Origin of the sequence: Aliiroseovarius halocynthiae (genome assembly GCF_007004645.1) — a bacterium.
Lineage (GTDB): Bacteria > Pseudomonadota > Alphaproteobacteria > Rhodobacterales > Rhodobacteraceae > Aliiroseovarius > Aliiroseovarius halocynthiae.
Genome location: NZ_ML660020.1, coordinates 243,832 through 268,842 on the forward strand (window position 1 = coordinate 243,832; position 25,011 = coordinate 268,842).

19 protein-coding genes are annotated in these 25,011 nt (G+C 59.4%); 13 read left to right on the top strand and 6 right to left on the bottom strand.

Features of this window, described 5'->3' with window-relative positions; all coding sequences use genetic code 11:
- Positions 1 to 62 precede the first annotated feature (62 nt).
- Genes FIL88_RS10160 through murJ form a run of 3 tightly spaced genes read left to right on the top strand, consistent with a single transcriptional unit; the run spans position 63 to position 5,543 of the window.
- Entirely contained in the window at positions 63 to 1,235 is a 1,173-nt protein-coding gene (locus FIL88_RS10160; RefSeq protein ID WP_142853740.1) for a penicillin-binding protein activator, read from the top strand.
- Complete coding sequence (locus FIL88_RS10165; protein WP_283401489.1) at positions 1,222 to 4,005, top strand: [protein-PII] uridylyltransferase; 2,784 nt, start codon at positions 1,222 to 1,224, stop codon at positions 4,003 to 4,005. Before FIL88_RS10160 ends, FIL88_RS10165 begins: the two co-directional genes overlap by 14 nt.
- Positions 4,005 to 5,543, top strand: coding sequence for a murein biosynthesis integral membrane protein MurJ (gene murJ, locus FIL88_RS10170; protein WP_246066680.1), 1,539 nt, complete (start codon positions 4,005 to 4,007; stop codon positions 5,541 to 5,543). Before FIL88_RS10165 ends, murJ begins: the two co-directional genes overlap by 1 nt.
- 100 nt (positions 5,544 to 5,643) lie before the next feature.
- On the opposite strand, the gene FIL88_RS10175 is transcribed toward murJ, so the two are convergent.
- Positions 5,644 to 6,330 (bottom strand): rhomboid family intramembrane serine protease, encoded by a 687-nt coding sequence (locus FIL88_RS10175; RefSeq protein WP_142853743.1) that lies wholly within the window; start codon positions 6,328 to 6,330, stop codon positions 5,644 to 5,646.
- A 98-nt stretch (positions 6,331 to 6,428) separates the two neighbouring features.
- Between FIL88_RS10175 and trpS the strand changes: the two genes are divergently transcribed.
- From trpS to FIL88_RS10190, 3 genes are all read left to right on the top strand, one after another.
- Positions 6,429 to 7,454, top strand: a complete 1,026-nt coding sequence (gene trpS, locus FIL88_RS10180) for a tryptophan--tRNA ligase (protein ID WP_142853744.1) — start codon at positions 6,429 to 6,431, stop codon at positions 7,452 to 7,454.
- 187 nt (positions 7,455 to 7,641) lie between these two features.
- Positions 7,642 to 8,286 (top strand): CDGSH iron-sulfur domain-containing protein, encoded by a 645-nt coding sequence (locus tag FIL88_RS10185; protein ID WP_142853745.1) that lies wholly within the window; start codon positions 7,642 to 7,644, stop codon positions 8,284 to 8,286.
- Positions 8,283 to 8,936: a TIGR02453 family protein gene (locus FIL88_RS10190; RefSeq protein WP_142853746.1), complete on the top strand. Its 654-nt coding sequence runs from the start codon at positions 8,283 to 8,285 to the stop codon at positions 8,934 to 8,936. Before FIL88_RS10185 ends, FIL88_RS10190 begins: the two co-directional genes overlap by 4 nt.
- A gap of 1 nt (position 8,937) precedes the next feature.
- On the opposite strand, the gene hisG is transcribed toward FIL88_RS10190, so the two are convergent.
- The 3 genes from hisG to hisS are packed head-to-tail and all read right to left on the bottom strand — an operon-like array spanning position 8,938 to position 12,210.
- Positions 8,938 to 9,636 carry an ATP phosphoribosyltransferase gene (hisG, locus tag FIL88_RS10195; RefSeq protein WP_142853747.1) on the bottom strand — a complete coding sequence of 233 codons (699 nt, stop codon included), beginning with the start codon at positions 9,634 to 9,636 and terminating at the stop codon, positions 8,938 to 8,940.
- Positions 9,633 to 10,730, bottom strand: coding sequence for an ATP phosphoribosyltransferase regulatory subunit (locus FIL88_RS10200; RefSeq protein ID WP_142853748.1), 1,098 nt, complete (start codon positions 10,728 to 10,730; stop codon positions 9,633 to 9,635). The genes hisG and FIL88_RS10200 overlap by 4 nt, the downstream gene beginning before the upstream one ends.
- Entirely contained in the window at positions 10,723 to 12,210 is a 1,488-nt protein-coding gene (gene hisS, locus FIL88_RS10205) for a histidine--tRNA ligase (RefSeq protein WP_142853749.1), read from the bottom strand. The genes FIL88_RS10200 and hisS overlap by 8 nt, the downstream gene beginning before the upstream one ends.
- Positions 12,211 to 12,364: 154 nt before the next feature.
- Here hisS and FIL88_RS10210 point away from each other — a divergent pair, with 154 nt between their 5' ends.
- On the top strand, positions 12,365 to 12,574 hold the full coding sequence (locus tag FIL88_RS10210; protein WP_407642364.1) for a SlyX family protein: 210 nt from the start codon (positions 12,365 to 12,367) through the stop codon (positions 12,572 to 12,574).
- A gap of 176 nt (positions 12,575 to 12,750) precedes the next feature.
- Here FIL88_RS10210 and dnaE read toward each other — a convergent pair whose 3' ends face one another.
- Together dnaE and FIL88_RS10220 are read right to left on the bottom strand one after the other, a co-directional pair.
- A complete protein-coding gene (gene dnaE / locus FIL88_RS10215) occupies positions 12,751 to 16,266 on the bottom strand; it encodes a DNA polymerase III subunit alpha (RefSeq protein WP_142853750.1) in 3,516 nt (1,171 codons plus the stop codon).
- A 46-nt stretch (positions 16,267 to 16,312) separates the two neighbouring features.
- On the bottom strand, positions 16,313 to 16,741 hold the full coding sequence (locus FIL88_RS10220) for a VOC family protein (RefSeq protein ID WP_246066681.1): 429 nt from the start codon (positions 16,739 to 16,741) through the stop codon (positions 16,313 to 16,315).
- 143 nt (positions 16,742 to 16,884) lie between these two features.
- Here FIL88_RS10220 and xdhA point away from each other — a divergent pair, with 143 nt between their 5' ends.
- From xdhA to FIL88_RS10250, 6 genes are read left to right on the top strand one after another with little or no spacing between them, the layout of a single operon-like run.
- Positions 16,885 to 18,246 (top strand): xanthine dehydrogenase small subunit, encoded by a 1,362-nt coding sequence (xdhA, locus tag FIL88_RS10225; RefSeq protein WP_142853751.1) that lies wholly within the window; start codon positions 16,885 to 16,887, stop codon positions 18,244 to 18,246.
- Complete coding sequence (gene xdhB, locus FIL88_RS10230; RefSeq protein WP_142853752.1) at positions 18,243 to 20,519, top strand: xanthine dehydrogenase molybdopterin binding subunit; 2,277 nt, start codon at positions 18,243 to 18,245, stop codon at positions 20,517 to 20,519. The genes xdhA and xdhB overlap by 4 nt, the downstream gene beginning before the upstream one ends.
- On the top strand, positions 20,509 to 21,480 hold the full coding sequence (xdhC, locus tag FIL88_RS10235) for a xanthine dehydrogenase accessory protein XdhC (RefSeq protein WP_142853753.1): 972 nt from the start codon (positions 20,509 to 20,511) through the stop codon (positions 21,478 to 21,480). Before xdhB ends, xdhC begins: the two co-directional genes overlap by 11 nt.
- Positions 21,440 to 22,990, top strand: coding sequence for an ABC transporter ATP-binding protein (locus tag FIL88_RS10240; protein ID WP_246066682.1), 1,551 nt, complete (start codon positions 21,440 to 21,442; stop codon positions 22,988 to 22,990). The genes xdhC and FIL88_RS10240 overlap by 41 nt, the downstream gene beginning before the upstream one ends.
- The gene (locus FIL88_RS10245) at positions 22,987 to 24,087 is read left to right on the top strand and encodes an ABC transporter permease (RefSeq protein ID WP_142853754.1); all 1,101 of its coding nucleotides are present in this window, start codon (positions 22,987 to 22,989) and stop codon (positions 24,085 to 24,087) included. The genes FIL88_RS10240 and FIL88_RS10245 overlap by 4 nt, the downstream gene beginning before the upstream one ends.
- A complete protein-coding gene (locus FIL88_RS10250) occupies positions 24,087 to 25,010 on the top strand; it encodes an ABC transporter permease (protein ID WP_142853755.1) in 924 nt (307 codons plus the stop codon). The genes FIL88_RS10245 and FIL88_RS10250 overlap by 1 nt, the downstream gene beginning before the upstream one ends.
- The last annotated feature ends 1 nt before the right edge of the window (position 25,011 follow it).

Here is a 25,011-nt window from a genome sequence, read left to right on the forward strand (position 1 = left end):
TGAGGGTTATTATGTCACTGTCTGTCGGGGTGCGAAATGCCTCGCCCGGGAAAGGAATTTATATGTTCGCTGTTTTCGCACGCACCCGCAAGGCGCTGGGTGCATTTACCATCTTTGCATCACTCACTGCCCTTGCTGCCTGTAACGTTCCAAATTCGACAGGCGGTCCAAGCATTAACACCAATAAGCCCGTGCCAGTGGCCCTTCTGGTGCCGTCAGGGTCCGGATCCGCCAACGATGCCAGCCTTGCCAAATCGCTTGAAAACGCGGCCCGTCTTGCCATGTCCGAACTGTCCGGCGTGACCATTGATCTGCGCGTATACAGCACAGCAGGGAACGCGAATCAGGCAGCTTCGATGGCGACCAAAGCGGTTAATGACGGGGCAAAAATCATTCTTGGCCCGGTCTTTGCACAAAGCGCCAACGCAGCAGGTGTCGCGGTCTCGCGTCGCAATGTGAATGTGCTGAGCTTTTCGAACAATCCCAGCATTGCAGGTGGCAACGTCTTTATTCTGGGCAACACGTTCCAGAACACCGCCAATCGCCTGACACGCTATGCTGCCCGTCAGGGTAAAGGGAAAATCCTGGTAGTGAACGGCAATGATCAGGCCGAAGCACAAGGCCGTGCCGCCATCCAAGCTGCGATCCAGAATTCGGGCGCCTCGCTGGCAGGTACAACGTCATTCGAGCTGTCGCAAAACGGTATCGTGAACGCCCTTCCAAAGATCAGCGCACAGGTGCGCAGCTCGGGCGCTCAGTCGATCTTCCTGACCTCGGGCACGTCTGGTGCACTGCCATTCTTGGCAGGACTTCTGCCAGAAAACGGTGTGAACCCTGCAAACATCCAATATATCGGCCTGCAACGCTGGGACATTCCCGCCAATGCGCTGTCACTGCCCGGCCTTCAGGGTGGCTGGTTCGCAATCCCGGATCCCGCGCTTAGCGGTCGTTTCTCGGGCCGTTACCAAGCCCGCTATGGCGCTGCGCCGCATCCGATCGCCGGGTTGGCCTATGACGGCATCGCTGCAATTGGTGCGCTGGTCAAAGCAGGCAAAGCCAACGCGCTGACCACGACCGCACTGACACAACCGCAGGGCTTTGTGGGCGTGAACGGGATCTTCCGTCTGCGTGGCAATGGCACCAACGAACGTGGCTTGGCCATCGCTCAGATCCAAAACGGTTCTGTTGTGATCATTGACCCTGCGCCCAGAAGCTTCTCCGGTGCCGGATTCTAAGGCCGACCGGATACATCCGGACCAAACGGTGGGGCGGCTTATCTGCCCTGCCGATGACATTCTGAACGAAGCTGCCCTGTGGCAACGTCTTGACGGCGCATTCGAAGATGCCAAGGACGCGGCCGCAATCCGCAAGTTGACCGTGGCCGAGCTGCGCGCCTGCATCAAAGCAGGCCGCACCCGGATCGCAGAATCCCTTGCCGAAGCGCCCCTTAACGCCCATCCGGCCACAGCAGCTTATAGCCATCTAACCGATTGCATCGTGCGCTGCGTCCACCGTGTCGCGACCGAGCGTTTGCACCCCCTGCCCGTCCCGACCAAATCTGAACGGATCGCCGTGATTGCTGTGGGCGGCTATGGGCGCGGCGAAATGGCGCCGCAGTCCGATGTCGATCTGTTGTTCCTGACGCCCTACAAAATCACGCCTTGGGCCGAAAGCGTAATCGAAAGCATGCTTTACATGCTGTGGGACCTTCGACTGAAAGTGGGGCACGCTTCGCGCACGATCGACGATTGCCTGCGGCTGGGGCGCGAAGACTACACCATCCGCACAGCGCTGTTGGAACAACGCCCTGTTTGCGGTGACGCCGAACTTGCCCATGATCTGGATGATCGTCTGTGGAAAGACCTGTTTGACGGCACCTTGGCCGAGTTCATCGAAGCCAAACTGGCAGAGCGGGATGCGCGTCACGTCAAGCAGGGACAGCGCTATGTGGTTGAACCCAACGTGAAAGAGGGCAAAGGCGGGCTGCGCGATCTGCAGACGCTTTTCTGGGTTGCAAAGTATCAATACCGCGTCGCACACCAGTCCGAGCTTGTCTCGAAAGGTGTGTTCACCGAGGACGAGTTTGAAACTTTCCGCGACGCTGAAAGCTTCCTGTGGGCGGTGCGTTGCCAATTGCACCTTCTGACCAATCGCCCTTCTGACCAATTGTCATTCGATCTGCAGGTCGAGGTCGCCGACCGGCTGGGCTTCAGAGACACGGAAGGCCGCCGCGCGGTAGAACATTTCATGCAGGCCTATTTCCGGCACGCCACTCAAGTCGGCGATCTGACCCGGATCGTGCTGACCGCGCTGGAAGCGCAGCATCTTAAGAAAGAGCCGCGCCTGCTGCGCATTCTCAAACGGCGTCGCAAGCTGAAACACGGCTTTGTTGAACGACAGGGGCGCTTGGATGTAGCGGACGAGGCCGCGTTTCTGTCAGACGGCTTGAACCTTTTGCGTGTGTTCGAGGAGGCCTTGCGCACCGGAATGCTGATCCATTCGCATGCGATGCGCCTAGTCTCACATAATCTACACCTGATTGATGACGAGACGCGGCAAAACAAAGAAGCCATCCGCATCTTCCTTGACCTGCTTCTGAAGCACGGCAACCCGGAACGCGCGCTCAGACGGATGAACGAGCTGGGCGTTCTGGCCGCGTTCATCCCTGAATTCGAACCCATCGTCGCGATGATGCAGTTCAACATGTATCATTCCTACACTGTGGACGAGCATACGATTCAGGTGATCTCGAACTTCGCGCAAATCGAACGGCACGAGCTGGATGATGAGCTGCCAATCAGCTCGGAGATCCTCGACAAAGGCGTCAATCGTAAGACCCTGATGGTTGCGATGCTGCTGCATGATATTGGCAAGGGCAGGTCGCAGGATCACTCAGTTTTGGGCGCCAAGATTGCCCGCAAAGTCGCCCCGCGTCTGGGGATGACACAAAGAGAGTGTGAGACGGTCGAATGGCTGGTGCGCTATCACCTGTTGATGTCCGATATGGCGCAAAAACGCGACATTGCCGATCCGCGCACAGTGCAAGATTTTGCTAAGGCGGTACGCTCGGTCCGGCGGCTGGATCTGCTGACCGTGCTCACCGTCTGTGACATTCGCGGGGTCGGTCCAGACACATGGAACAACTGGAAAGCTACGCTGATCCGCACGCTCTACAACCAAACGCGTCGCGTTCTGGAAGACGGAACTGAAGCGCTGAACCGCGAAAGCCGCGGGGCTGACAGCAAACGTGCATTGCGTAAAGCGCTGGCCGACTGGAAGCCAAAGGATCTGAAGACAGAAACCGCCCGGCACTATGACGCCTATTGGCAAGGTCTGCACGTTTCGGCACATATCGTCTTTGCCCGTCTTCTGCGCGACATTCCGGACAACGAAGTCCGGATCGAACTGGAACCGGATCAGGATCGCGACGTGACTCGCGCCTATTTCGTTCTGGCCGACCACCCGGGCATCTTCTCGCGCCTTTCGGGCGCGCTGTCATTGGTCGGCGCAAACATCGTGGATGCACGCACGTATACATCGAAAGACGGCTATGCGACCGCCTGTTTCTGGGTGCAGGATGCCGATGGCAATCCGTTCGACGTGGCAAAGCAAAAGCGCCTGACCCAGATGACCCATAAAATCTTGAAGGGCGAGGTCGTCGCCCGCGAGGCCATCGCAGGGCGCGACAAGATCAAGAAACGCGAACGCGCCTTCAAAGTGCCAACGACCATCACTTTCGACAATGACGGGTCCGAGATCTATACGATCATCGAGGTCGACACCCGCGATCGCCCCGGCCTGCTGTATGATCTGACCCGAACGCTGGCCGATGCGAATGTCTATATTGCTTCGGCCGTGGTTGCGACCTATGGCGAACAGGTGGTCGACAGCTTCTATGTCAAAGATATGTTCGGCCTGAAATACTATGCCGAGCACAAGCAAGACCTGCTGGCAGGCAAGCTGCGCACAGCAATTGAAAAAGGTGTAGAAAGGGCGACCGCATAATGGCATCACGACTGGCGCGCGGGTTTATGACGGTCGGTGGCTGGACCATGGCCAGCCGCATCCTTGGCTTCGTGCGCGACATCATGATCGGCGCATTTCTGGGATCGTCCGCAGTGGCCGAGGCCTTCCTGATTGCCTTCTCGCTGCCCAACATGTTTCGCCGCTTCTTTGCCGAGGGCACGTTGAACGTGGCCTTCGTGCCGATGTTCGCCAAGAAACACGAAGGCAATGACGGCGCGCTGGAGTTCGCGCGTGATGCCTTCGCTGGACTGGCCTTCATTCTGGTGATCTTTTCCATCGTGGCCCAGATCTTCATGCCCGCATTGGTCTATGCCATGGCCTCGGGCTTCACAGTGGATGACCGCTTTGATTTGGCGGTCACCTATGGGCGCATCGCCTTTCCTTATATCCTGTTCATCTCGCTCGCGGCCCTTCTGTCGGGCGTCTTGAACGCCACGGGGCGCTTCGTGGCGGCAGCCGCCGCGCCGGTGCTTCTGAACGTGATCTTCATCGCCGCCATGCTGGTTGCAGATCTTGCTGGGTTCGACATTGGCACCGCTCTGGCGTGGACCGTCCCCGTCGCAGGGATTGCCCAAGTGGCGCTGGTCTGGATCGCCGCCAGCCGCGCCGGATACCGCTTGATCCCGCGTATGCCGCATATGACGCCCGAGCTGAAACGACTGGCCATCATCGCCGCCCCCGCAGCGCTGGCGGGTGGCGTTACCCAGATCAACCTTCTGGTGGGCCGTCAGGTCGCCAGCTTCTTCGAGGGCGCGGTTGCGTGGCTTTATTATGCAGACCGCCTGTATCAACTGCCCTTAGGCGTGGTGGGCATCGCCATCGGCATCGTGTTGCTGCCAGAGCTTTCGCGCAACCTGCGCGCGGGCGACATGGCCGCCAGCCGCGAAGCCCTGAGCCGCGCGGGCGAGATGTCGCTCGCGCTAACTATTCCTGCCGCTGTGGCCCTGATTGTGGTCCCGACCCAATTGATCGAAGTGCTGTTCCAACGCGGCGCTTTCACTGCAGACGACACTGCCCGCACCGCATTAGCCACCGCCATCTATGGCGTCGGCCTTCCCGCCTTCGTGCTTCAAAAGGTGCTGGCCTCTACTTATTTCGCACGCGAAAACACCCGCACACCCTTCCATTTTGCGCTGGTCGGCATGGTGGTCAACGCTGTACTCGCCATTGGTCTAAGCTATCATCTGGGCTTCATCGCCGCCGCCATCGCGACGACGGTCGCGGGATGGACCATCACAGGCCTGACATGGGTCGGATCCGCCCGCATGGGCGAAGACACCCGCTTTGACGCCCGCTTCTGGTCACGCTTCTGGCGCATCATTGCGGCCAGTTGGGCCATGGGGGCCGCGCTGTGGGGATTGCTGATCCTAACGGGTCCCATGTTCGGAATCGCGGGCCTGAAATTCGCCGCACTTGCCATCCTCGTCTTAGGCGGCATCGCGCTTTACGGTCTGTTCGGTCAGTTGTTCGGAGCTTTCCGCTTGTCGGAAATCAAAGCTGCATTCCGCAAAGACTGAACCAACGTCGCATTTTCTTGTCGTAAATATCCTGGGGTGAGCGCCAGCGGCGTGAGGGGCAAAGCCCCTTAAAGGCTCACAACGTGAGCCACCTTAAGCCCTATCGCTGACGTAACCGCTGTACAACCCGCGCCCAGCCCCCGGGACTGACCAGAAAGCTCAGACCAAATCCCGAGACAAACCCAGCAACCTCAGAAACCCAGTTCAAACCGGCACCAAACAGCAGGCTAAAGATCAGCTGTATGCCCAGCAAAAATGCGATCAAACGAAAGGCTGACACCTGACTGGCCCCACGCGCGCCAAGCTCGGCCCACAAAATAAACGTGTACGCCCCGATCAATCCATAAACCGCTGGATAGCCGCCAAACAGGACGACACCGGTGTCCCAGACCAGCCAATAGGCCAGCGCGCCCGCAATGGCCGATCCAAAGAAGACGACCAGAAACGCAAAGGCCGAAAACACCTCGCCCACCATTTTTCCCAAGGCCAGCAGGAACACGAGCACAAACAGAAGATGGGTAAAGCTGAGATGCAGGAAAGGATAGGTGACAAAGCGCACAAGCTCGCCGGGCAGAAAGCGTCCGTTTTCAATCATCCATGCAAAAAGCGGCTCGCGAAATCCCCAGTTCTCGATCATGGTAATACGCCAGCCAGCGGCCTCGGGCCCGCCAATCAGGCCGGAATTACCCGCCACGAACACCAGCTCGACCCCCACCAAAAAGACTGACAGCGCGATAACCACTGGCGGCAGGGGATTAATGGGGTTTTCATCATGCGGATGGGTCACTGGCTGCTCCTTTGCCCGCGTTTATCCGGGCTTTCCTTGACGGTCTCTGCCCAGCTAGGTAATCGACATGAGCACAGAATTCCAGACGGAGTACACACATGACCAATCACACGCCGCGCGTATTTTCGGGGATCAAACCCTCGGGCGGGCTGACGCTGGGCAACTACCTTGGCGCCATCAAGCGTTTCGTGGACATGCAGGCACAGGATTTCGAGACCATTTACTGTGTCGTCGACCTGCATGCCATCACCGTCTGGCAAGACCCGAAAGAGCTGACCGATGCGACCCGCGAAGTGGCCGCGGGCTTTCTGGCTGCGGGCATTGATCCCAGCCAGTCGATCCTGTTCAACCAAAGTCAGGTTGCGGCGCATACCGAGCTTGCGTGGTTGTTCAACTGTGTGGCCCGCGTGGGTTGGATGAACCGGATGACCCAGTTCAAGGACAAAGCAGGTAAGAACGCCGAGCAAAGCTCGCTTGGGCTTTATGCCTACCCGTCACTGATGGCGGCTGACATTCTGCTGTATCATGCGACCCACGTGCCGGTGGGCGAGGATCAGAAGCAGCACGTGGAGCTGACGCGCGACATCGCTGCGAAGTTCAACCACGACTTCAAGGCCGAAGATTTCTTCCCGCAACCCGAGCCGATCATCGAAGGTCCGGCCACGCGCGTTATGAACCTGCGCGACGGCACCAAGAAGATGTCGAAATCGGGTGAAAGCGACATGGAACGCATCAATATGACTGATGATGCAGACAAGATTGCCAAGAAGTTCAAGAAGGCCAAAACCGATCCCGAGCCTCTGCCCGAGACGTTGGACGGCCTGAAAGATCGCCCCGAGGCGAAGAACCTTGTGGACATCTATGCGGGCTTGTCGGGTCTGACAAACGAACAGGTGATCGCGGAATATGCGGGCGCGGGCTGGGGCAAGTTCAAGCCTGCTCTTGCAGATCTTGCCGTTGAGAAATTGGCCCCGATCTCGTCCGAGATGTCGCGGCTGATGAACGACAAGGCCGAGATTGACCGCATTCTGGGCGAAGGCGCCGACAAGGCCGAGGCGATTGCCCAACCCATTCTGGATCGTGCCTATGACATCACGGGCTTCCTGCGCTCGCGCAAGCGCTAGGCTGTTTCGGTGGCTCACGATGTGAGCCTGAGGGGCTCTGCCCCTTGAGCGAAGCCTGCGGCTGCGCTCTACCCCGGGATATTGATGACAAGAAAAGCAAGGCGTTGGGAAACCGGCGCCTTTTTTCGTGATTTTGTGAATTCGCGGGGCTGGGCTAGGCTGAAAGAAGCCAGCGAGGGAGCCAGCCATGAAACTTAAAGAGTATGCCGGACAGGACATTACTGTCACATTCGACCTGAAGCGCTGCATTCATGCGCGCAACTGTTTTCTGCAACTGCCCGAGGTGTTTGACCCAACAAAACGCCCGTGGGTCCAGCCAGACAATGCCAGCGCCGAAGAAGTCGCTGCGATGATCCGCACCTGCCCATCGGGGGCATTGGCGTTTCGCCGGAATGCGGGCGTTGAAGAGCGCGCGCCCAAGATCAACCGGCTTGCGGTGCTTGAAAACGGTCCATTGGTTTTGGCCGGCGATGTCGGCGTCGAGGGGCACGATCGAGAAACACGCGTCGCCCTGTGCCGCTGTGGGCTGTCGAAGAACAAACCTTATTGCGACTATAGCCACGTGGAAGGCGGGTTCGTGGCAACTGGAGAGCCAGATCCAACCACGCCGCCCGAGACAAGCGAGGCGGGTGGCCCAACAGATGTCTCGCGCCGACCAGATGGTCCGCTTGTGATTGATGGCAATCTCGAACTCTGCTCTGGCACTGGGCGCAGGATTGGAACGGTCGGCAAAGCCTTCCTATGTCGCTGCGGGGCATCTCAGAACAAGCCCTTCTGTGACGGCAGCCACAAGGCGGCAGGGTTTTCGGATCCGGTCGACCCGGCATCATGACGTGGTTCAGCGGTGAAACCCTGTTGTTTCTTCGCGACCTGTCAAAGAACAACAGCCGCGACTGGTTCCAAGCCAACAAGTCGCGCTATGTGACCCATGTAAAGACGCCTGCAGCGCAATTTTCGGATGCGCTGAACCAAAGGCTTGCGACGACCTATGGGACGGATGTGAAAACGCGTGTCTTTCGAATGCATCGGGATCTTCGGTTTTCCAAGGACAAGACACCCTATAACACGCATATCCATATCGGGTTGGTCGACGCCCAAACCGGGGCCAGCTGGATGGTCGGGTTACAGACAGATCATCTTGTTGTGGGGTTCGGGCGCTTTGCGTTTGAACGCGAGGCTTTAGCGCATTGGCGCGAGACCGTTGCGGGACCTCAGGGGGAAATCCTGCAAGAGCTGCACGCCAACGCCGAGGCAGCTGGGCTGCGATTGTCCGAGCCAGAGTTGAAGCGCATCCCGCTTGCGTGGGCAGCGGATCATCCGCAGGGCGATTTACTGCGGCGCAAGGGGATCGTCTGGTGGAACGATCACGTCGCGCAGGATGAAATCATGGGGCCAGATGCGCCGGATATCATCGCAAGAGAATTGCAAGCTATGGACCCGCTGCGCAATTGGATGAAGCTGGCGCTTGGGCCGATGGCCTGACTTAGGCCCGAAGCCCAAGTTTTTCTGTCAGCGCATTCAACGTGGCACGTGTATCTTCGTTCCAGTCGGCATTGCGCGACTTGAATAAAGTCGCTTGCGATTTGTGTACCGGTTTCCCAGCTAGGATCTTCAGGTGATTGGCACGCAGAGTTTCCCCGGTCGACGTGATGTCAGCCACAGCTTCCGCAGTTTCATTCTTCACCGTACCTTCGGTCGCACCCTGGCTGTCCACCAGCTGATAATCCGCCACGCCATGGTCGCGCAGGTGATCGCGGATCAGGCGGTGGAACTTGGTCGCGATGCGCAAACGGAATCCATGCTTGGCACGGAAGGCGGCGGCGGCGGCGTCCAGATCGTCCAACGTGTTCACATCCACCCAGCATTTCGGCACCGCGATGATCAGATCAGCATGGCCAAAGCCCATCAACGCCAGCTCTGACACTTTGTCCTGCCATCCCCCCAGTTTTTCGCGCACAAGGTCGGACCCGGTGACGCCCATATGAATGCGCCCTGCGGCCAGTTCGCGCGGAATTTCGCCCGCTGACAACAACACCAACTCAATCCCGTCGATCCCGTTCACCGAAGCCGAATACTCGCGGTCCGACCCCGTGCGGGCCAGCTCGACACCACGGGCGCCGAACCAGTCAAAGGTCTTTTCCATCAGACGACCTTTTGAGGGCACACCAATCTTTAGGGTCATGCGTCACCCCCTGCGGTCAATTCCAACACGATCTCGGGGCGAATGACGCCTCCGACGGCGGGGATCTCGTGCCCTTTTGCACGCCCCAGAACGCGGGTCAGCGCGTCATAGCGCCCACCTGTGGCCACCGGGGGCAGATCGGGGCGGGTTTCAGCGTAGAAGCCGAAAACAAACCCGTCATAATATTCCATCGAAGTGCGACCATAGCTGCCTTCGAAATCCAGATGCCCGACATCCACACCGCGTTTGGCCAAGGCTTCGGCGCGGGTTTCCAAACGATCCACGGCATCGGCAATGGCAGGCATGTCGACGGCAATGTCGCGCAGATGCTCCAGTACATTTACCGTGGTCTCACGCAAGGCAAGAAGATCGTCCAGCAGCTCGACCTCTTGCGCCGAAATCGGCGCGGCGGCGGCATCTTCACACAACGCCGCGATGCGGTCGGCGATTTCAGAAGCCGAGCGCAACCCAATCTGAGGGCCAGCATCCTGCATCGGGTCTTCTTTGGCCAGCATTGCCTCGCGGCCCTCGGGCAGCGGCGCACGTCCGGCGAACCGATCCAGAAGCGCACGGAACCGACGAGGGCGCCAGACATGGCGCAACAATGCAGCCTTGCGACGATCCGTGGTTTTCAAACCGCGAACGGCAGCCAAAAGCAGCCCCATATCGCCTGTGGCGGCACGCAATGACAGAGGGGCGAGCGCCTCTTGGATCAGGGCAAAAACCTCGGCATCTGCTTCGATGGGGGCGTCGCGGTCAAAGACCTCGTACCCCACCTGAAAGTTCTCGGCGGCCCGGTGCGCGGCTTCTTCCTGAGCCCGGAAAACCTCGCCCATATAAGTATAGCGGGCAGGTTCAGCCCCATCGGCCATATGCATCTGCACAACAGGCACAGTGAAGTCGGGGCGCAGCATCGCTTCGCCCCGGATGGGGTCTTGGGTCACGAAGGCGCGGCCCCGAATATCTTCACCATAAAGGTCCAGAAGCGTGCCTGCGGGTTGCAGGATGTCCGCTTCGACTGCGGTGGCACCTTTGGCTTCAAAGAATGCCATCAGGCGCGCAGCTTCAGACCGAATCTGTGCCTTGTCAGCCATCAGAAGCCTCGATGATTTCGCGGACCTTTGTGACCATGTCTGCACGGTCGCATTCGAACTGGCTGGGGCGTTCTTTCCACTCTTCAAGCGTGGCGCTTTCGGAGATCTTGGCCCCCAGCACCAGATCCTTGATCTGAATCTTGCCCCCGTCGAACTCATCCGACCCGGCAATCACCGCGACGGGCGAGTTGCGCTTGTCGGCGTATTTCAACTGGTTGCCGAAGTTCTTGGGATTGCCCAGATAGACCTCGGCCCGGATGCCCGCATTGCGCAGGTCCGAAACCATTGCCTGATAATCTGCCAGCCGCGACTTATCCATCACGGTAACGACGACCGGCCCAACAGCCTTGCCGCCCATCCGGCCCTTGGCACGCAGCGCGGCCAGAAGGCGGTCGACACCGATCGAGACGCCCGTCGCAGGCACAGCCTGCCCGGTAAAGCGCTTGACCAGATCGTCATATCGCCCACCACCTGCGACCGAACCGAACTGACGCGGGCGGCCCTTTTCATCTTGGATTTCGAAGGTCAGCTCGGCCTCGAACACAGGACCGGTATAATAGCCCAGACCGCGCACGACGGACGGGTCAATCTCGATCCGGTCGGGGCCGTAGCCCTGTGCGGCCAGAAGATCGGCGATCTGCTCCATCTCGGCGATGCCTTCCGCACCAATTGCGCTTTCACCCACGGCGGCGCGCAAATTGGTCAGCGTTTCGTCGGCGGTTGCACCTTTCGAGGTCAGGAACGCAAGCACCGGTTCTGCCTGTTCATCCGACAGGCCCACGCCGTCGATATACGCGCCCGAGGCATCCAGACGCCCCTTGCCCAACAGCTCGCGCACCCCCGCTTCACCGACCTTATCGAACTTGTCGATGGTCCGCAGAACCGCGTCACGTTCGGGACCTTCGCCCACGCCCATGACCTCCAGCACGCCATTCATAACTTTGCGGTTGTTCACCCGCACCAGATAGTCGCCACGCGGGATGCCGACGGTTTCGAGCGTGTCGGCCAGCATGGCGCAGATCTCGGCATCCGCCGCCATCGAGGCCGTGCCCACGGTGTCCGCATCACATTGATAAAACTGACGAAACCGTCCCGGACCGGGTTTTTCATTGCGCCAAACCGGACCCATCGCATAGCGTCGATAAGGCGTCGGCAGATCATTGCGGTGCTGCGCATAGACGCGGGCCAAAGGCGCGGTCAGGTCATAGCGGAGCGCCATCCAATCGCCATTATCTTTTTCATCGAACTCCTGCCACGCGAAGACGCCCTCGTTCGGGCGATCCACATCCGGCAGGAACTTGCCCAACGCCTCGACCGTTTCCACTGCCGAGCTTTCCAGCGCGTCAAAGCCATAGCGATGATACACCGCCGCAATCTGGTCGAGCATATGTTTACGCTCGTCGACTTCCGCTCCGAAATAGTCGCGAAATCCCTTGGGCGTGATTGCCTTGGGGCGGGGCTGTTTTTTCTGCTTGGCCATGTCTGGTCCCGGTTCACAATAGTATCGCGGGCGGTCTAGCGGATGGGGCCGCCCGGGGCAAGGAAAGCCTGTGTTTCTTCACAAATTCCCGCGCAATCGTCACCATTTGCGGATTTCGCTAGGCGCGATCGGCCTGCCACGCTATCACGCGTCCATGACCCAAGATCGCATAACCCAATTGGAAGAGACCATCGCCCACCTGACCCGTCAGATTGAGGAGTTGAACGAGGTCGTCGCCCGTCAGGACACCGAGTTGTCAAAAATGACCCACCGCGTGAAAATGTTGATGGAGCGCGAAGCCCAGCGCGAAAGCGCTGGAACAGGTGGCGTTATCCTTGGAGACGAGCGCCCACCGCATTACTGATGCCGACTGCTCCCGCCCCGATTTGCCCTGACGGGCGCATCAGGTTGGGGGTAGCCTCGCTTCGCTCGGCAGGTTCGAGGTCTCCGGCGGGGATATTTTTAACAAGAAAAAGACCAGTGCGCGTTTTTCTTGTTAAAATATCCTGGGGTGAGGCCGAAGGCCGAGGGGCAAAGCCCCTAGACCTCTTCTACATCCATCACGTCATTCAGCGACTTCAGCGCACCTTTAACCAGCGGGTTCAACGGGAAGGATTGACCCAATGTCATTTCAACCTCGCCAGGTAGGCTAGGATCCATCAGGCAGACCGAGACTTCGCCAGGCCGGGCATTCCGCGCATTTTGGGTAGCATTTTGCAATACCGAAGCCACCTGCGGCAGCGCTGCTGCGCTTTCCAGATACAGTTTCAACGCCATCCCCCCCACATCTGACACCACATTGTCGATGGGCGAGATCGAGCGAGCGAGAAGTTTAAGCTGATCAGCCTCCATAGTGGCTTCGACCGTCACAACGACATTGGCACCGGTTTCCAGATGATCGCGGCATTTCTCCAAAACGTCCGAGAAAATCGTGACCTCGTATTGTCCGGTGGGGTCAGTTAGCTGAGCGAAGGCAAAGCGATTGCCCCGCGCAGATTTACGCTCCTGCCGGCCAGCGACGGTGCCAGCAAGCTTCGCCACCATAGCCCCACGTTCAGATTTCTTTTCAAGCTCTTGCAGGGATAGTACCTGTTTACGCTTCAGCGCGGCCATGTAGTCGTCCAGTGGGTGGCCGGACAGATAGAAGCCAATGGCCTTCTGTTCTTCCGCCAGCCGTTCGCTGGGTAGCCAGTCGCCCACGGGGGACAGGCGCGGTTCGGGCAGGTCGTCGCCAGCTTCGCCAAACAGAGATACCTGATTAGACGCGCGCTGCTCGAAGATCGCGGCCGAGTAGCTGACCAAACCATCAAGGCTGTCAAAGATGCGGCGGCGGTTTTTGTCGAGCTGATCGAAAGCGCCGGCACGGGCCAGCATTTCCATCGGGCGTTTACCGACGCGTTTCAGGTCAACCCGACGGGCGAAGTCAAAGAGCGTCGCGAAGGGCTTGTCGACGCCATCCACTTTGCGACCCTCGACGACCAGTTTCATCGCCTCGATGCCCACGTTCTTCAATGCACCCAGACCATAGACAACCTTCCCGTCCTTCACGCTGAAAGTTTCGAGCGAGCGGTTCACGCAGGGCGGCACGATCTCGATATCCATGCCGCGCCGTACTTCGTTGGCGTAAACTGACAACTTGTCGGTCAGGTGAATATCGCAGTTCATCACGCCAGCCATGAACTCGACAGGGTGGTTGGCTTTCAGCCACGCGGTCTGATAGCTGACCACCGCGTAGGCGGCGGCGTGGGATTTGTTGAAGCCGTAGTTGGCGAATTTTTCCAGAAGGTCGAAAACTTCCGACGCCTTCTTGGCAGGTACGCCGTTTTCGGCAGCACCCTTTTCGAACTTCGGGCGTTCGGCGTCCATCGCCTCTTTAATCTTCTTACCCATCGCGCGGCGCAGCAGATCGGCGCCGCCAAGCGAATAGCCCGCCATGACCTGCGCAATCTGCATAACCTGTTCCTGATAAACGATAATACCCTGAGTTTCCTCAAGGATATGGTCGATCAGGGGGTGGACGGATTCAATCTCGCGCTGGCCATTCTTGACCTCGCAATAGGTCGGGATGTTCTCCATCGGGCCGGGACGATAAAGCGCCACCAGCGCCACGATGTCCTCGATACAGGTGGGTTTCATGCGCCGCAGCGCGTCCATCATGCCCGTTGATTCCACCTGGAACACGGCGACGGTTTTCGCGGCGGCGTAAAGTTTGTAGGTCGGTTCGTCATCCAGCGGGATGGCGTTGATTTCATTCACCGCGCCTTCGGGCGGATCGTAGAGTTGATCGCCATTCGGACCCGTATGGATGTCACGCCCCTGCCCCCGGATCAGATCCACAGCATTCTGAATGACGGTCAGGGTTTTCAGACCCAGAAAGTCGAACTTCACCAGCCCGGCTTGTTCAACCCATTTCATGTTGAACTGTGTCGCGGGCATGTCCGACCGCGGATCCTGATAGAGCGGGACCAGCGCGTCGAGCGGTCGGTCGCCGATCACAACACCCGCCGCGTGGGTCGAGGCATTGCGCAGCAGCCCCTCGATCTGTTGGCCGTATGTCAGAAGGCGGTCGACGACCTCTTCCGCGCGGGCTTCTTCGCGCAGACGGGGCTCGTCTTTCAACGCTTTCTCGATGGAAACGGGCTTTACGCCCTCGACCGGGATCATCTTGGACAGGCGATCCACCTGCCCGTATGGCATCTGCAACACGCGGCCCACGTCGCGCACGGCGGCTTTCGACAAAAGCGCACCGAAGGTGATGATCTGCCCCACCTTGTCGCGACCATACTTCTCTTGAACGTAGCGAATGACTTCTTCGCGCCGGTCCATGCAGAAGTCGATGTCGAAGTCCGGCATCGATACACGTTCAGGGTTCAGGAAGCGTTCGAACAGCAGTGAATAGCGCAAGGGATCGAGGTCGGTGATCAACAGGGCATAGGCCACAAGGCTGCCCGCACCCGAGCCACGGCCCGGCCCCACCGGGATACCCTGTTCTTTGCCCCATTTGATAAAGTCGGCAACGATCAGGAAGTAGCCGGGGAAGCCCATCCCTTCGATGATGCCCAGCTCAAAATCGAGCCGCTCTTTGTATTCCTCGACGCTGACCGCATGCGGAATCATTGAAAGGCGATATTCCAGACCTTCTTCAGCCTGTCGACGCAGTTCGGCCACTTCGTCATCTGCGAATTTCGGCAAAATCGGATCCCGGCGATAGGCCATAAAGGCGCAGCGCTTTGAGATTTCCACTGTGTTTTCAATCGCCTCGGGCAGATCCGCAAACAGCGTGATCATTTCTTCGGGCGTTTTGAAATAGTGCTGAGGCGTCAGACGGCGGCGGCCGTCCTGTTGGTCCACATAGGCGCCTTCCTTGATGCAAATCAGCGCATCATGGGCTTCGTAAAGTTTTTGTGCGGGGAAATAGACATCATTGGTCGCAACCAGCGGAATGCCCATCTCATAGGCCATTTCGACAAAGCCACGTTCCGTCAGACGCTCGGGTTCCGCGGGCTTGCCGCCCTCGCCCGGATGGCGCTGAAGTTCGACATACAGGCGGTCGCCATAGGCCGTGTGCAGGCGGCGCATCAGAGCCTCGGCCTTATCGCGCTGGCCGTTTTGCAGGAACTGACCCACTGGGCCTTCTGCACCGCCGGTCAGACAGATGACACCGGCGGAGTTGGCCTCGAGATCCTCCAATGTGACCTGAGGAAGCCCACCGTCCTTATCTACATAAAGGCAGGTGTTCAGACGCATCAGGCCTTCATAGCCTTCCTCGTTCTGAGCCAGCAGAACCACAGCGGCGGGGGCTTTGAGCGCCTCGCCGGGCGCGGCAGGATCAAAGCAGACATCAACCTGACATCCGATGATCGGCTGCACACCTTCGTCTGCGGCAGTGACCGAAAACTCCAACGCCGCGAACATGTTGTTCGTGTCCGTCATGGCAACTGCGGGCATATCATGCGCAGCACAAAGGCCGGGCAACTTCTTAACCGGGACTGCGCCTTCCAGAAGCGAGTATTGCGTATGGGTGCGAAGGTGGATGAATCGGGGTTGGCTGCTCATCTGACCAAGTTAGACCAGCACCGGGTTGGACGAAAGAGAGAGTGCGTTATCCTGCCGATAGAATTTCGATCCGGTTGCCAAATGGATCGTCGGTATAGAACCGCCGCATTCCAGGCAGGTTATCATCCCAGCGCACCGCGTACCCAGCGTCGAGCAGCCTTTCTGCCAGACGATTGATTTGATCACAGCACATGGCAGGGTGTGCTTTGCGGGCGGGGGAGAACGGCGTTTCAACACCAAGATGCAGGCGGATAGCGCCCTGCTGAAACCAGACGCCTCCTCGGCTGGCCAAAGGCTCGGGTTTTGGTTCCTCATCCATCCCAAGCACATCACCATAGAAGGCGCGGGCTTTCTTTCCCTGACCAGCGGGCATCGAAAGTTGTACGTGGTGCAAGTTGGTCAGCATGTTGAAACCTAACATCAATTTCGCACAATGCTTATTGCATACAATTGCATACAAAATCAACCACTGCATCACAGCAAACCCAAGACTTGACCCCACCCCCCTTTCCCGGCTTTCCTATAGGACACAAAAACATACCCCCGCGCGCCTTCTACGCCGCATCGAAGACGCAGATACCGGGGCCACCAACAGGGTATGGCGGCAGGATGAAACACATGAACATCACCTTTCTTCTGAACGGAGAGAGCGTGACCCTGCGCGATGTTGATCCCACGCAATCCACATTGAACTGGCTGCGCGAAGCCAAGGGTCTGACCGGCACGAAAGAAGGCTGTAACGAAGGCGATTGCGGGGCCTGTACGGTCATGCTGCGCGACGCGGATGGGGCGCGAGCAGTCAATGCTTGCATCCTGTTTCTGGGACAACTGGACGGGAAATCTGTCACCACGGTCGAAGCATTGGCTGACGGCAAAGACCTGCACCCTGTGCAACAGGCGCTGGTGGACGAACATGGATCGCAATGTGGGTTTTGCACACCGGGAATCGCGGTGTCGCTGGCGACAGCACACTTGAACGGAGACCGGGCGCATGATGATGTTTTGGCCGGGAACCTGTGTCGCTGCACAGGCTATGCGCCCATTGTGCGGGCGGCAGAAAAGGCCGCCACGGCCCCCGTTCCCAATAGTTTCGCACAGGCACCTAACCTTCCTGACACGGCTGCGGATGCGATGCGCCCCAAAAGCTCGGACGCTTTGGCACAGGCGCTGATGCAGCATCCTCACGCAACCTTGGTGGCAGGTGCAACAGACGTCGGCCTGTGGTCGACCAAAGCCCTGCGCGACATTCGTCCGGCCATCTTCCTGAATGGCGTCGACGATCTGAATAAGATCGACCTCACAGAGCAGCACATCCATGTCGGCGCAGGTGTCAGCCTCGAAGCGCTGCGCCACGTGATGCAGGATCACCACCCGCATTTCGCCGAGATGCTGCGCAGGTTTGCCTCGCTTCAGGTGAGGAATGTCGCGACGATCGGCGGCAATATCGCCAATGGCTCGCCGATCGGGGACGGGCCGCCGCCTCTGATCGCCCTGGGCGCAGTGCTGCATTTGCGGCGCGGGGATGTCAGACGGCAGATCGCACTAGAGGATTTCTTCATCGACTATGGCAAGCAGGACCGCCAGCCGGGCGAATTTGTCGAGGCGATCTCGATCCCGCGCGGCCCGGGCAATCTGCGTGTCTATAAACTTTCGAAGCGGTTCGATCAGGATATTTCCGCCGTATTAGGCGCATTCAATATTGCGGTCGAAGACGGCAAGGTGTCGACGGCGCGTATTGCGTTTGGCGGCATGGCCGGCACACCAAAGCGGGCCAAACATGTTGAAGCGGCGCTGATCGGGCGGTCATGGGAGCTGGAAACAGTTGAAAACGCCGCACAGGCCTTCACCAAGGATTACACACCCATGACAGACATGCGTGCCTCGGCCGACTACCGGATGCGTACCTGTCAGAACATGCTGATCCGCTGTTTCCATGAAGGTCACGGGACCGAAACCTCGGTACTGGAGGTGTCAGTATGAGCGCAGGAACCTCTTTGCCCCATGACGCCGCCGCCCTGCATGTGACAGGTGCCGCGCGCTATGTGGATGACATTCCGATGCCCGCGAACTGTTTACATCTGGCGTTTGGACTTTCGTACCAAGCGCGGGGGGTGATCACCCACGCTGACCTGTCAAAGGTGCGCGACGCCGACGGCGTCGTCGCAGTCCTGACCGCCGCCGATCTGCCGTTTGAAAATGACGTTTCGCCCTCGATCCATGACGAACCTTTGTTGGCGCAGGGCGAGGTCTTCTATCACGGACAGCCGATCTTTCTTGTCGTCGCAACCAGCCATCTGGCGGCACGCAAGGCCGCGCGTTTGGGGCAGATCACAATTGATCCGCGCCCGGCGATCCTGACCATTGATGACGCGATGGCCGCAGACAGTCGTTTTGAAAACGGACCTGTGATCTGGTCACGCGGCGGCGCAGCCACGGCAATGGAGACCGCCCCACATATCATCGAAGGCCAGTTCGAGATGGGCGGGCAAGAGCATTTCTATCTTGAAGGTCAGGCCGCATTGGCAGTGCCGCAAGATGATGGGGATATGCTGGTCCAAAGCTCGACCCAGCACCCGACAGAGATCCAACACAAGGTCGCCCATGCCATCGGCGTCCCCATGCACGCCGTGCGGGTCGAAACGCGCCGGATGGGCGGCGGCTTCGGTGGCAAGGAAAGCCAAGGAAATGCGCTGGCGGTCGCCTGTGCGGTGGCTGCGCGTCAGACCGGTCGCCCTTGCAAGATGCGCTATGACCGCGACGACGATATGGTCATCACCGGCAAACGGCACGACTTCCGCATCAGCTATCGTGCGGGCGTGGATGATGACGGCCGGCTGGTCGCTTTGGACGTCACGCATCTGGTACGCTGTGGCTGGGCGCAGGATCTTTCGCTGCCTGTCGCGGATCGGGCGATGTTGCATGCGGACAATGCCTATCACCTTCCGGATGTGCGGATCGAAAGCCACCGGTTGAAAACACACACGGCCTCGGCCACGGCGTATCGCGGCTTTGGCGGACCACAGGGTGTCTTCGGGATCGAACGCATTCTAGACCATGTCGCCCGCGCGCGTGGGTTGGACCCGATGGATGTGCGGCGAGTGAATTATTACCATGACGGGCAGACCACCCATTATGGGCAGGAAATCAACGGGTTCCACATCCCGGCAATGACAGATGCCTTGCTGGAACGCGCAGGTTTTGCGCAGCGCCGGGTAGAGGCCGATGCATTCAACGCCGAAAATCCTGTGTTGAAAAAGGGGCTGGCGCTGTCCCCTGTGAAATTCGGGATCAGCTTTACGCTAACGCACCTGAACCAGGCGGGCGCGCTGGTGCATGTGTATCAGGACGGCTCGATCGCAATGAACCATGGCGGGACCGAAATGGGACAGGGCCTGTTCCAGAAGGTCGCGCAAGTGGCCGCGCGGTGCTTTGGTGTTCCAATGGATCTGGTAAAGATCACCGCGACAGATACAGGGAAAGTGCCCAACACCTCGGCCACGGCAGCGTCATCTGGGTCGGACCTGAACGGGATGGCTGTGCAGAAAGCCTGCCTAACTATTCGCGAGCGGATGGCCGAGCATCTGGCGCAAATCTGGCAATGCACGCCTGCGGAAGTCACATTTGCTGACGGTCAGGTCCATGGCCCCGCGCAAAGTGTCACCTTCCAAGAGGCTGCAAAGCTGTCCTATGAGGCGCGGGTCAGCCTGTCGGCCACTGGGTTCTATAAGACGCCCGAAATCACATGGGATCGCGTCAAAGGACAGGGGCGGCCGTTTTTCTATTTCGCCCATGGTGTGGCGTTGACCGAAGTGGTGATCGACACGCTGACCGGCGAAAACCGTGTTTTGCGCGCGGATATCCTGCATGACGCGGGCACCAGCCTGAACCCGGCCTTGGATATCGGGCAGGTCGAAGGCGGCTATGTGCAGGGTGTGGGCTGGCTGACAACCGAGGAACTGGTCTGGGATGACAAGGGCGTCCTGCGCACCCATGCGCCGTCAACCTACAAGATCCCGGCCTGTTCCGACCGTCCGCGCGTCTTTAACGTGGACCTGTGGGATCAGCCCAACCACGAAGACACGATCTTCCGGTCCAAGGCAGTAGGCGAGCCACCCTTTATGCTGGGCATCTCGGCATGGCTGGCTTTGGCCGATGCTGTGGCGGCCTGTGGCCACGGGTTCCACGGCATGAACGCACCCGCGACAGCAGAAGAGGTTCTGTCCGCCGTGGAAAGGGTCCGCGATGGCGATTGATCTGCCTCAGCTAGACCGCACCATACAAGCGCACGGCCCGGTCGCACGGGTCGTCGTGGCCGATACCTCCGGTTCCACCCCGCGCGAAGTCGGTGCGGCGATGTTGGTCTGGGACGGTGGGCAATCCGGCACGATTGGCGGAGGAGAGCTGGAGTATCGCGCAGCCCAAGACGCCCGCGCGCAGCTTAAGAAAGGGCGGCCCGCTAGCACGGCCCGCCTGCCACTTGGCCCCGCGCTTGGACAATGCTGCGGCGGAGCCGTCACTATCGTGACCGAGATTTATCAGGCGGAAGACGTGGCGCGATTGGCAGACCTTCCTATTCACGCACGCGCGGTCAGCGGTCCCGACAATGCGCCGCTGGCTGTCACGCGGGCCGTGGCGCATGCCCGCAATCAAGGCGTGATGCCGCCCCCCGAATTCATCCAGGGTTGGATGGTCGAACCCGTTGCGCGCCCTCAAGCACCGGTTTGGATCTATGGGGCGGGTCATGTCGGGAGCGCGCTGGTGCACACCCTTTCCCCCCTGCCCGATCTGGCCATCACTTGGATCGACGTCGACACGCCACGGTTCCCGGACGACGTGCCCGAAGGCGTCACCTGCCTGCCTGCGCCCGACCCAACCAAGGCGGTTTCTCTTGCCCCCGCTGACGCGCATCATCTTGTTCTGACCTATAGCCATGTGATGGATCTTGAGATCTGCCATGCGATTCTTTCGCATAAGTTTGCCAGCGCCGGATTGATCGGATCCGCCACCAAATGGGCGCGTTTCAGAAAGCGGCTGGTCGATTTGGGCCACGGTTGCACAATAATTGATCAAATCGACTGCCCAATCGGGGATCCGAGCTTGGGAAAACACCCGCAGGCCATTGCTCTGGGGGTTGCGACCGCGCTAGTTAAATGCGTGGCACAAAAGAATAATCATGACAGGGGACGTGCTTTTGACAGGGGATACGCGCCATAAGAATGCGCTAATGACGTTAGAGGGGCTAACCAAAGCCTATCCCGGCGTCGTGGCCAACGATCAGGTTTCCTTTTCGCTGCTACCCGGCGAGGTGCATGCGCTATTGGGTGAGAACGGCGCGGGGAAATCCACGCTTGTTAAAATGATCTATGGGCTGGTGAAGCCTGACGCGGGTCAAATGACCCTGAATGACGCGCCCTTCAGCCCCGTAAATCCAGCCGCCGCCCGCGCCTCTGGCGTCGCGATGGTATTTCAGCATTTCAGCCTGTTTGAAGCCTTGTCGGTGGCGGAAAATATCGCGCTTGGCATGGACAACCCGCCCTCGACGCGCGAACTGGCCAGCCGCATCCGCGAGGTTAGCCAAGCCTATGGTCTGCCGCTGGACCCTGACCGGATCGTGGGCGATCTGTCGGCAGGGGAACGCCAGCGGGTCGAAATCATTCGCTGTCTTTTACAAAACCCCAAGCTTCTGATCATGGACGAACCAACCAGTGTTCTGACCCCGCAAGAGGTTGAAATCCTGTTCAAAACCTTGCGAAAACTGACCTCGGAAGGCACATCGATCCTGTATATATCGCACAAGCTGGAAGAAATTCGGTCACTGTGCGAACACGCCACGATCCTGCGTCATGGCGTGGTGGTCGACACGTGCGACCCGCGGGAAAAATCGGCGCGTGAGCTGGCCGAGCTGATGGTCGGTGACAAATTGCATGTCCCCACACGCGAGGCGGCAGAACCCGGCGCGGTGGCGTTGTCTTTGTCCGGCGTCTCGATGCCGTCGCCAAGCGAGTTCGGCACCGATTTGCGCAATGTTACGCTTGAGGTCCGTAAGGGCGAAGTGCTGGGGATTGGCGGCGTGGCAGGCAACGGGCAGGACGAACTGCTTGCGGTCATGTCAGGTGAAGCTCGGGCCCGCGAGGGATCCATCACGCTGGCCGGGGACGAAATCGGAACCCTGCCGCCGGGCGCAAGGCGCGCGCGCGGGTTGCTGACAGCCCCCGAGGAACGGCTGGGCCATTCGGCAGCCCCTGAAATGAGCCTGACCGAAAACGCGCTTTTGACTGGGGCCGTCCGTGAAAAGCTGGTGGATCGCGGGTTCCTGCGTTGGAACAAGACCGAAAAATTCGCGCGCCGTATCATCGAAGCCTTCGACGTCCGCACCCCCGGCCCAGACAATGCGGCCGGTTCTCTGTCGGGCGGAAACTTGCAGAAATTCGTCATCGGTCGCGAAGTATTGCAAGACCCGGATGTTTTGGTGGTGAACCAGCCCACGTGGGGCGTGGATGCTGCTGCGGCAGCGGCCATCCGGCAATCTTTGCTGGATCTGGCGCAAAAAGGCGCGGCGGTGATCGTGATCTCGCAGGATCTGGACGAGCTGATGGAAATCTCGGATCGGTTCACAGCATTGAACGAGGGACGGCTGGCCCGCCCGGTGCCCACGCAGGGGCTGAGTGTCGAAGAAATCGGCCTGATGATGGGTGGCGCAGAAGGTGACGAGGTGGCCGCATGATCCGTTTAGAGAAACGCCCGCAGCCGTCTAAATTCTGGGCCGCTGTCACCCCGATCTTGGCCGTGATCGCAACGATGATCGCAGGCGGCATCCTGTTCTGGATGCTGGGCAAAGCACCGCTGGAAGCCATTCGCACGATCTTCTGGGATCCGCTGTTTCACGAAACTTTCGGCCCCTATTCGCGCCCGCAATTGCTGGTCAAAGCGGGCCCCCTGATCCTAATCGCCATTGGCCTGTCGCTGGGCTTTCGCGCAGGCATCTGGAATATCGGGGCCGAGGGTCAGTACATCATGGGCGCCATCTGCGGCGCGGCTGTGGGGTTGGCCTTCTACCCTTCGGATAATGTGTTGATCTTCCCCGCCATGGTGCTGGCAGGCGCGATGGGGGGCTGGGCGTGGGCGATGATCCCCGGCGTCTTGAAAGTGAAGTTCGGGACCAACGAAATTCTGGTCAGCCTGATGCTGGTCTATGTGGCCGAGAACATCTTGGCGTCTGTCAGTCAGGGGCTTTTGAAAAACCCCGACGGCATGGGTTTTCCCGGCTCGCGCAACTTCCGTGACTTCCCCGCAGCGCATAATACCGACCTGATCGAGGGCACCGGGATGCATTGGGGCGTCGCAGCAGCGCTGATCGCAGTGATCTTTGCCTATATCTTGCTGACCCGCCACATGCTGGGCTTTCAGGTCCGCCTGACCGGCGAGGCGCCCCGCGCGGCGCGCTTTTCTGGCGTAAGCCCGACACGGCTGATCCTGTTCTGCCTTGGCGCATCGGGCGCACTGGCGGGACTTGCGGGCCTATTCGAGGTCTCGGGCCCATCCGGCCAGATCTCGATCGATTTCAACGCGGGCTATGGCTTTACTGCAATCATCGTGGCCTTCCTGGGCCGCCTGCATCCGATCGGCATTCTGCTGGCGGGGCTCTTGATGGCGCTGACATACATTGGCGGAGAGCTGGCGCAGCTGATGCTGGGTCTGCCGGGTGCGGCTATTCAGATGTTCCAGGGGATGCTGATGTTCTTCCTGTTGGCGATGGACGTGCTGTCACACTATCGCGTGCGGTGGAAAACCCCGGCGGCGGCGCAAGAAGGAGCGAAATAATGGATCTTGGACAGATTAACCCGATCTTGCTTCTGGCCTCGCTCATGGTGGCGGCAACCCCCATCCTTCTGGCCGCAATCGGCGAAGCCGTGGTCGAAAAATCCGGCGTGCTGAACTTAGGCGTGGAAGGCATGATGATCACAGGCGCGGTGGTCGGCTTTGCGATTGGCGTCAACACAGGGGCGCCGTCGATTGGCTTTGTTGCAGCGGCCTTCGCTGGCGCCGCGCTGTCGATGTTGTTCGGCGTGCTTGTCCTGTATCTGAAGTCGAACCAAGTGGCGACGGGCCTTGGCCTGACGCTGTTCGGGTTGGGACTGTCCGCGCTTATTGGCAAGCCCTTTGAAGGGATAAAGGCCCCCACAATGGCCAAATACGAGGTCCCGCTTCTGTCCGACATTCCGGCACTGGGACCGATCCTGTTTCGCCATGACCCGATGGTCTATGTCAGCCTGATCATCGTCGCTTTGACATGGTATGTGCTGGCGCGCACCCGAGCGGGTTTGATCCTGCGGGGCGTGGGTGAAAACCATGATGCCGCCCATGCGCTTGGATACAAAGTCATCCGCGTGCGCTTGATGGCGATTGCCTTCGGTGGGGCCTGTGCCGGGCTGGGCGGGGCCTATATTAGCCTTGTCCGCGTCCCCCAATGGGTCGAGGGGATGACCGCGGGCGCGGGCTGGATTGCCCTTGCCATCGTGGTCTTCGCCAGCTGGCGCCCGTGGCGCGTGCTTTTGGGGGCGTATCTGTTCGGTGGGATTTCGGTGTTGCAGCTGAACCTTCAAGCTGCAGGCGTTGCCATCCCGGTCGAGGTTCTTGCAATGAGCCCCTACCTGATCACCATTCTGGTGCTGGTCGTGATCTCGCTTCGCGGCAATCACGGCGCACCCGGATCCTTGGGACGTGAATTCCATGCAACCCATTAAG

What these genes read in the sequence shown, in the direction of transcription:
- FIL88_RS10160 (WP_142853740.1), top strand. Translation starts at nt 63, where the DNA reads ATGTTCGCTGTTTTCGCACGCACCCGCAAGGCGCTGGGTGCATTTACC.
- murJ (WP_246066680.1), top strand. Translation starts at nt 4,005, where the DNA reads ATGGCATCACGACTGGCGCGCGGGTTTATGACGGTCGGTGGCTGGACC.
- trpS (WP_142853744.1), top strand. Translation starts at nt 6,429, where the DNA reads ATGACCAATCACACGCCGCGCGTATTTTCGGGGATCAAACCCTCGGGC.
- FIL88_RS10185 (WP_142853745.1), top strand. Translation starts at nt 7,642, where the DNA reads ATGAAACTTAAAGAGTATGCCGGACAGGACATTACTGTCACATTCGAC.
- FIL88_RS10190 (WP_142853746.1), top strand. Translation starts at nt 8,283, where the DNA reads ATGACGTGGTTCAGCGGTGAAACCCTGTTGTTTCTTCGCGACCTGTCA.
- hisG (WP_142853747.1), bottom strand. Translation starts at nt 9,636, where the DNA reads ATGACCCTAAAGATTGGTGTGCCCTCAAAAGGTCGTCTGATGGAAAAG.
- FIL88_RS10200 (WP_142853748.1), bottom strand. Translation starts at nt 10,730, where the DNA reads ATGGCTGACAAGGCACAGATTCGGTCTGAAGCTGCGCGCCTGATGGCA.
- hisS (WP_142853749.1), bottom strand. Translation starts at nt 12,210, where the DNA reads ATGGCCAAGCAGAAAAAACAGCCCCGCCCCAAGGCAATCACGCCCAAG.
- FIL88_RS10210 (WP_407642364.1), top strand. Translation starts at nt 12,365, where the DNA reads ATGACCCAAGATCGCATAACCCAATTGGAAGAGACCATCGCCCACCTG.
- dnaE (WP_142853750.1), bottom strand. Translation starts at nt 16,266, where the DNA reads ATGAGCAGCCAACCCCGATTCATCCACCTTCGCACCCATACGCAATAC.
- FIL88_RS10220 (WP_246066681.1), bottom strand. Translation starts at nt 16,741, where the DNA reads ATGCAGTGGTTGATTTTGTATGCAATTGTATGCAATAAGCATTGTGCG.
- xdhA (WP_142853751.1), top strand. Translation starts at nt 16,885, where the DNA reads ATGAACATCACCTTTCTTCTGAACGGAGAGAGCGTGACCCTGCGCGAT.
- xdhB (WP_142853752.1), top strand. Translation starts at nt 18,243, where the DNA reads ATGAGCGCAGGAACCTCTTTGCCCCATGACGCCGCCGCCCTGCATGTG.
- xdhC (WP_142853753.1), top strand. Translation starts at nt 20,509, where the DNA reads ATGGCGATTGATCTGCCTCAGCTAGACCGCACCATACAAGCGCACGGC.
- FIL88_RS10240 (WP_246066682.1), top strand. Translation starts at nt 21,440, where the DNA reads ATGACAGGGGACGTGCTTTTGACAGGGGATACGCGCCATAAGAATGCG.
- FIL88_RS10245 (WP_142853754.1), top strand. Translation starts at nt 22,987, where the DNA reads ATGATCCGTTTAGAGAAACGCCCGCAGCCGTCTAAATTCTGGGCCGCT.
- FIL88_RS10250 (WP_142853755.1), top strand. Translation starts at nt 24,087, where the DNA reads ATGGATCTTGGACAGATTAACCCGATCTTGCTTCTGGCCTCGCTCATG.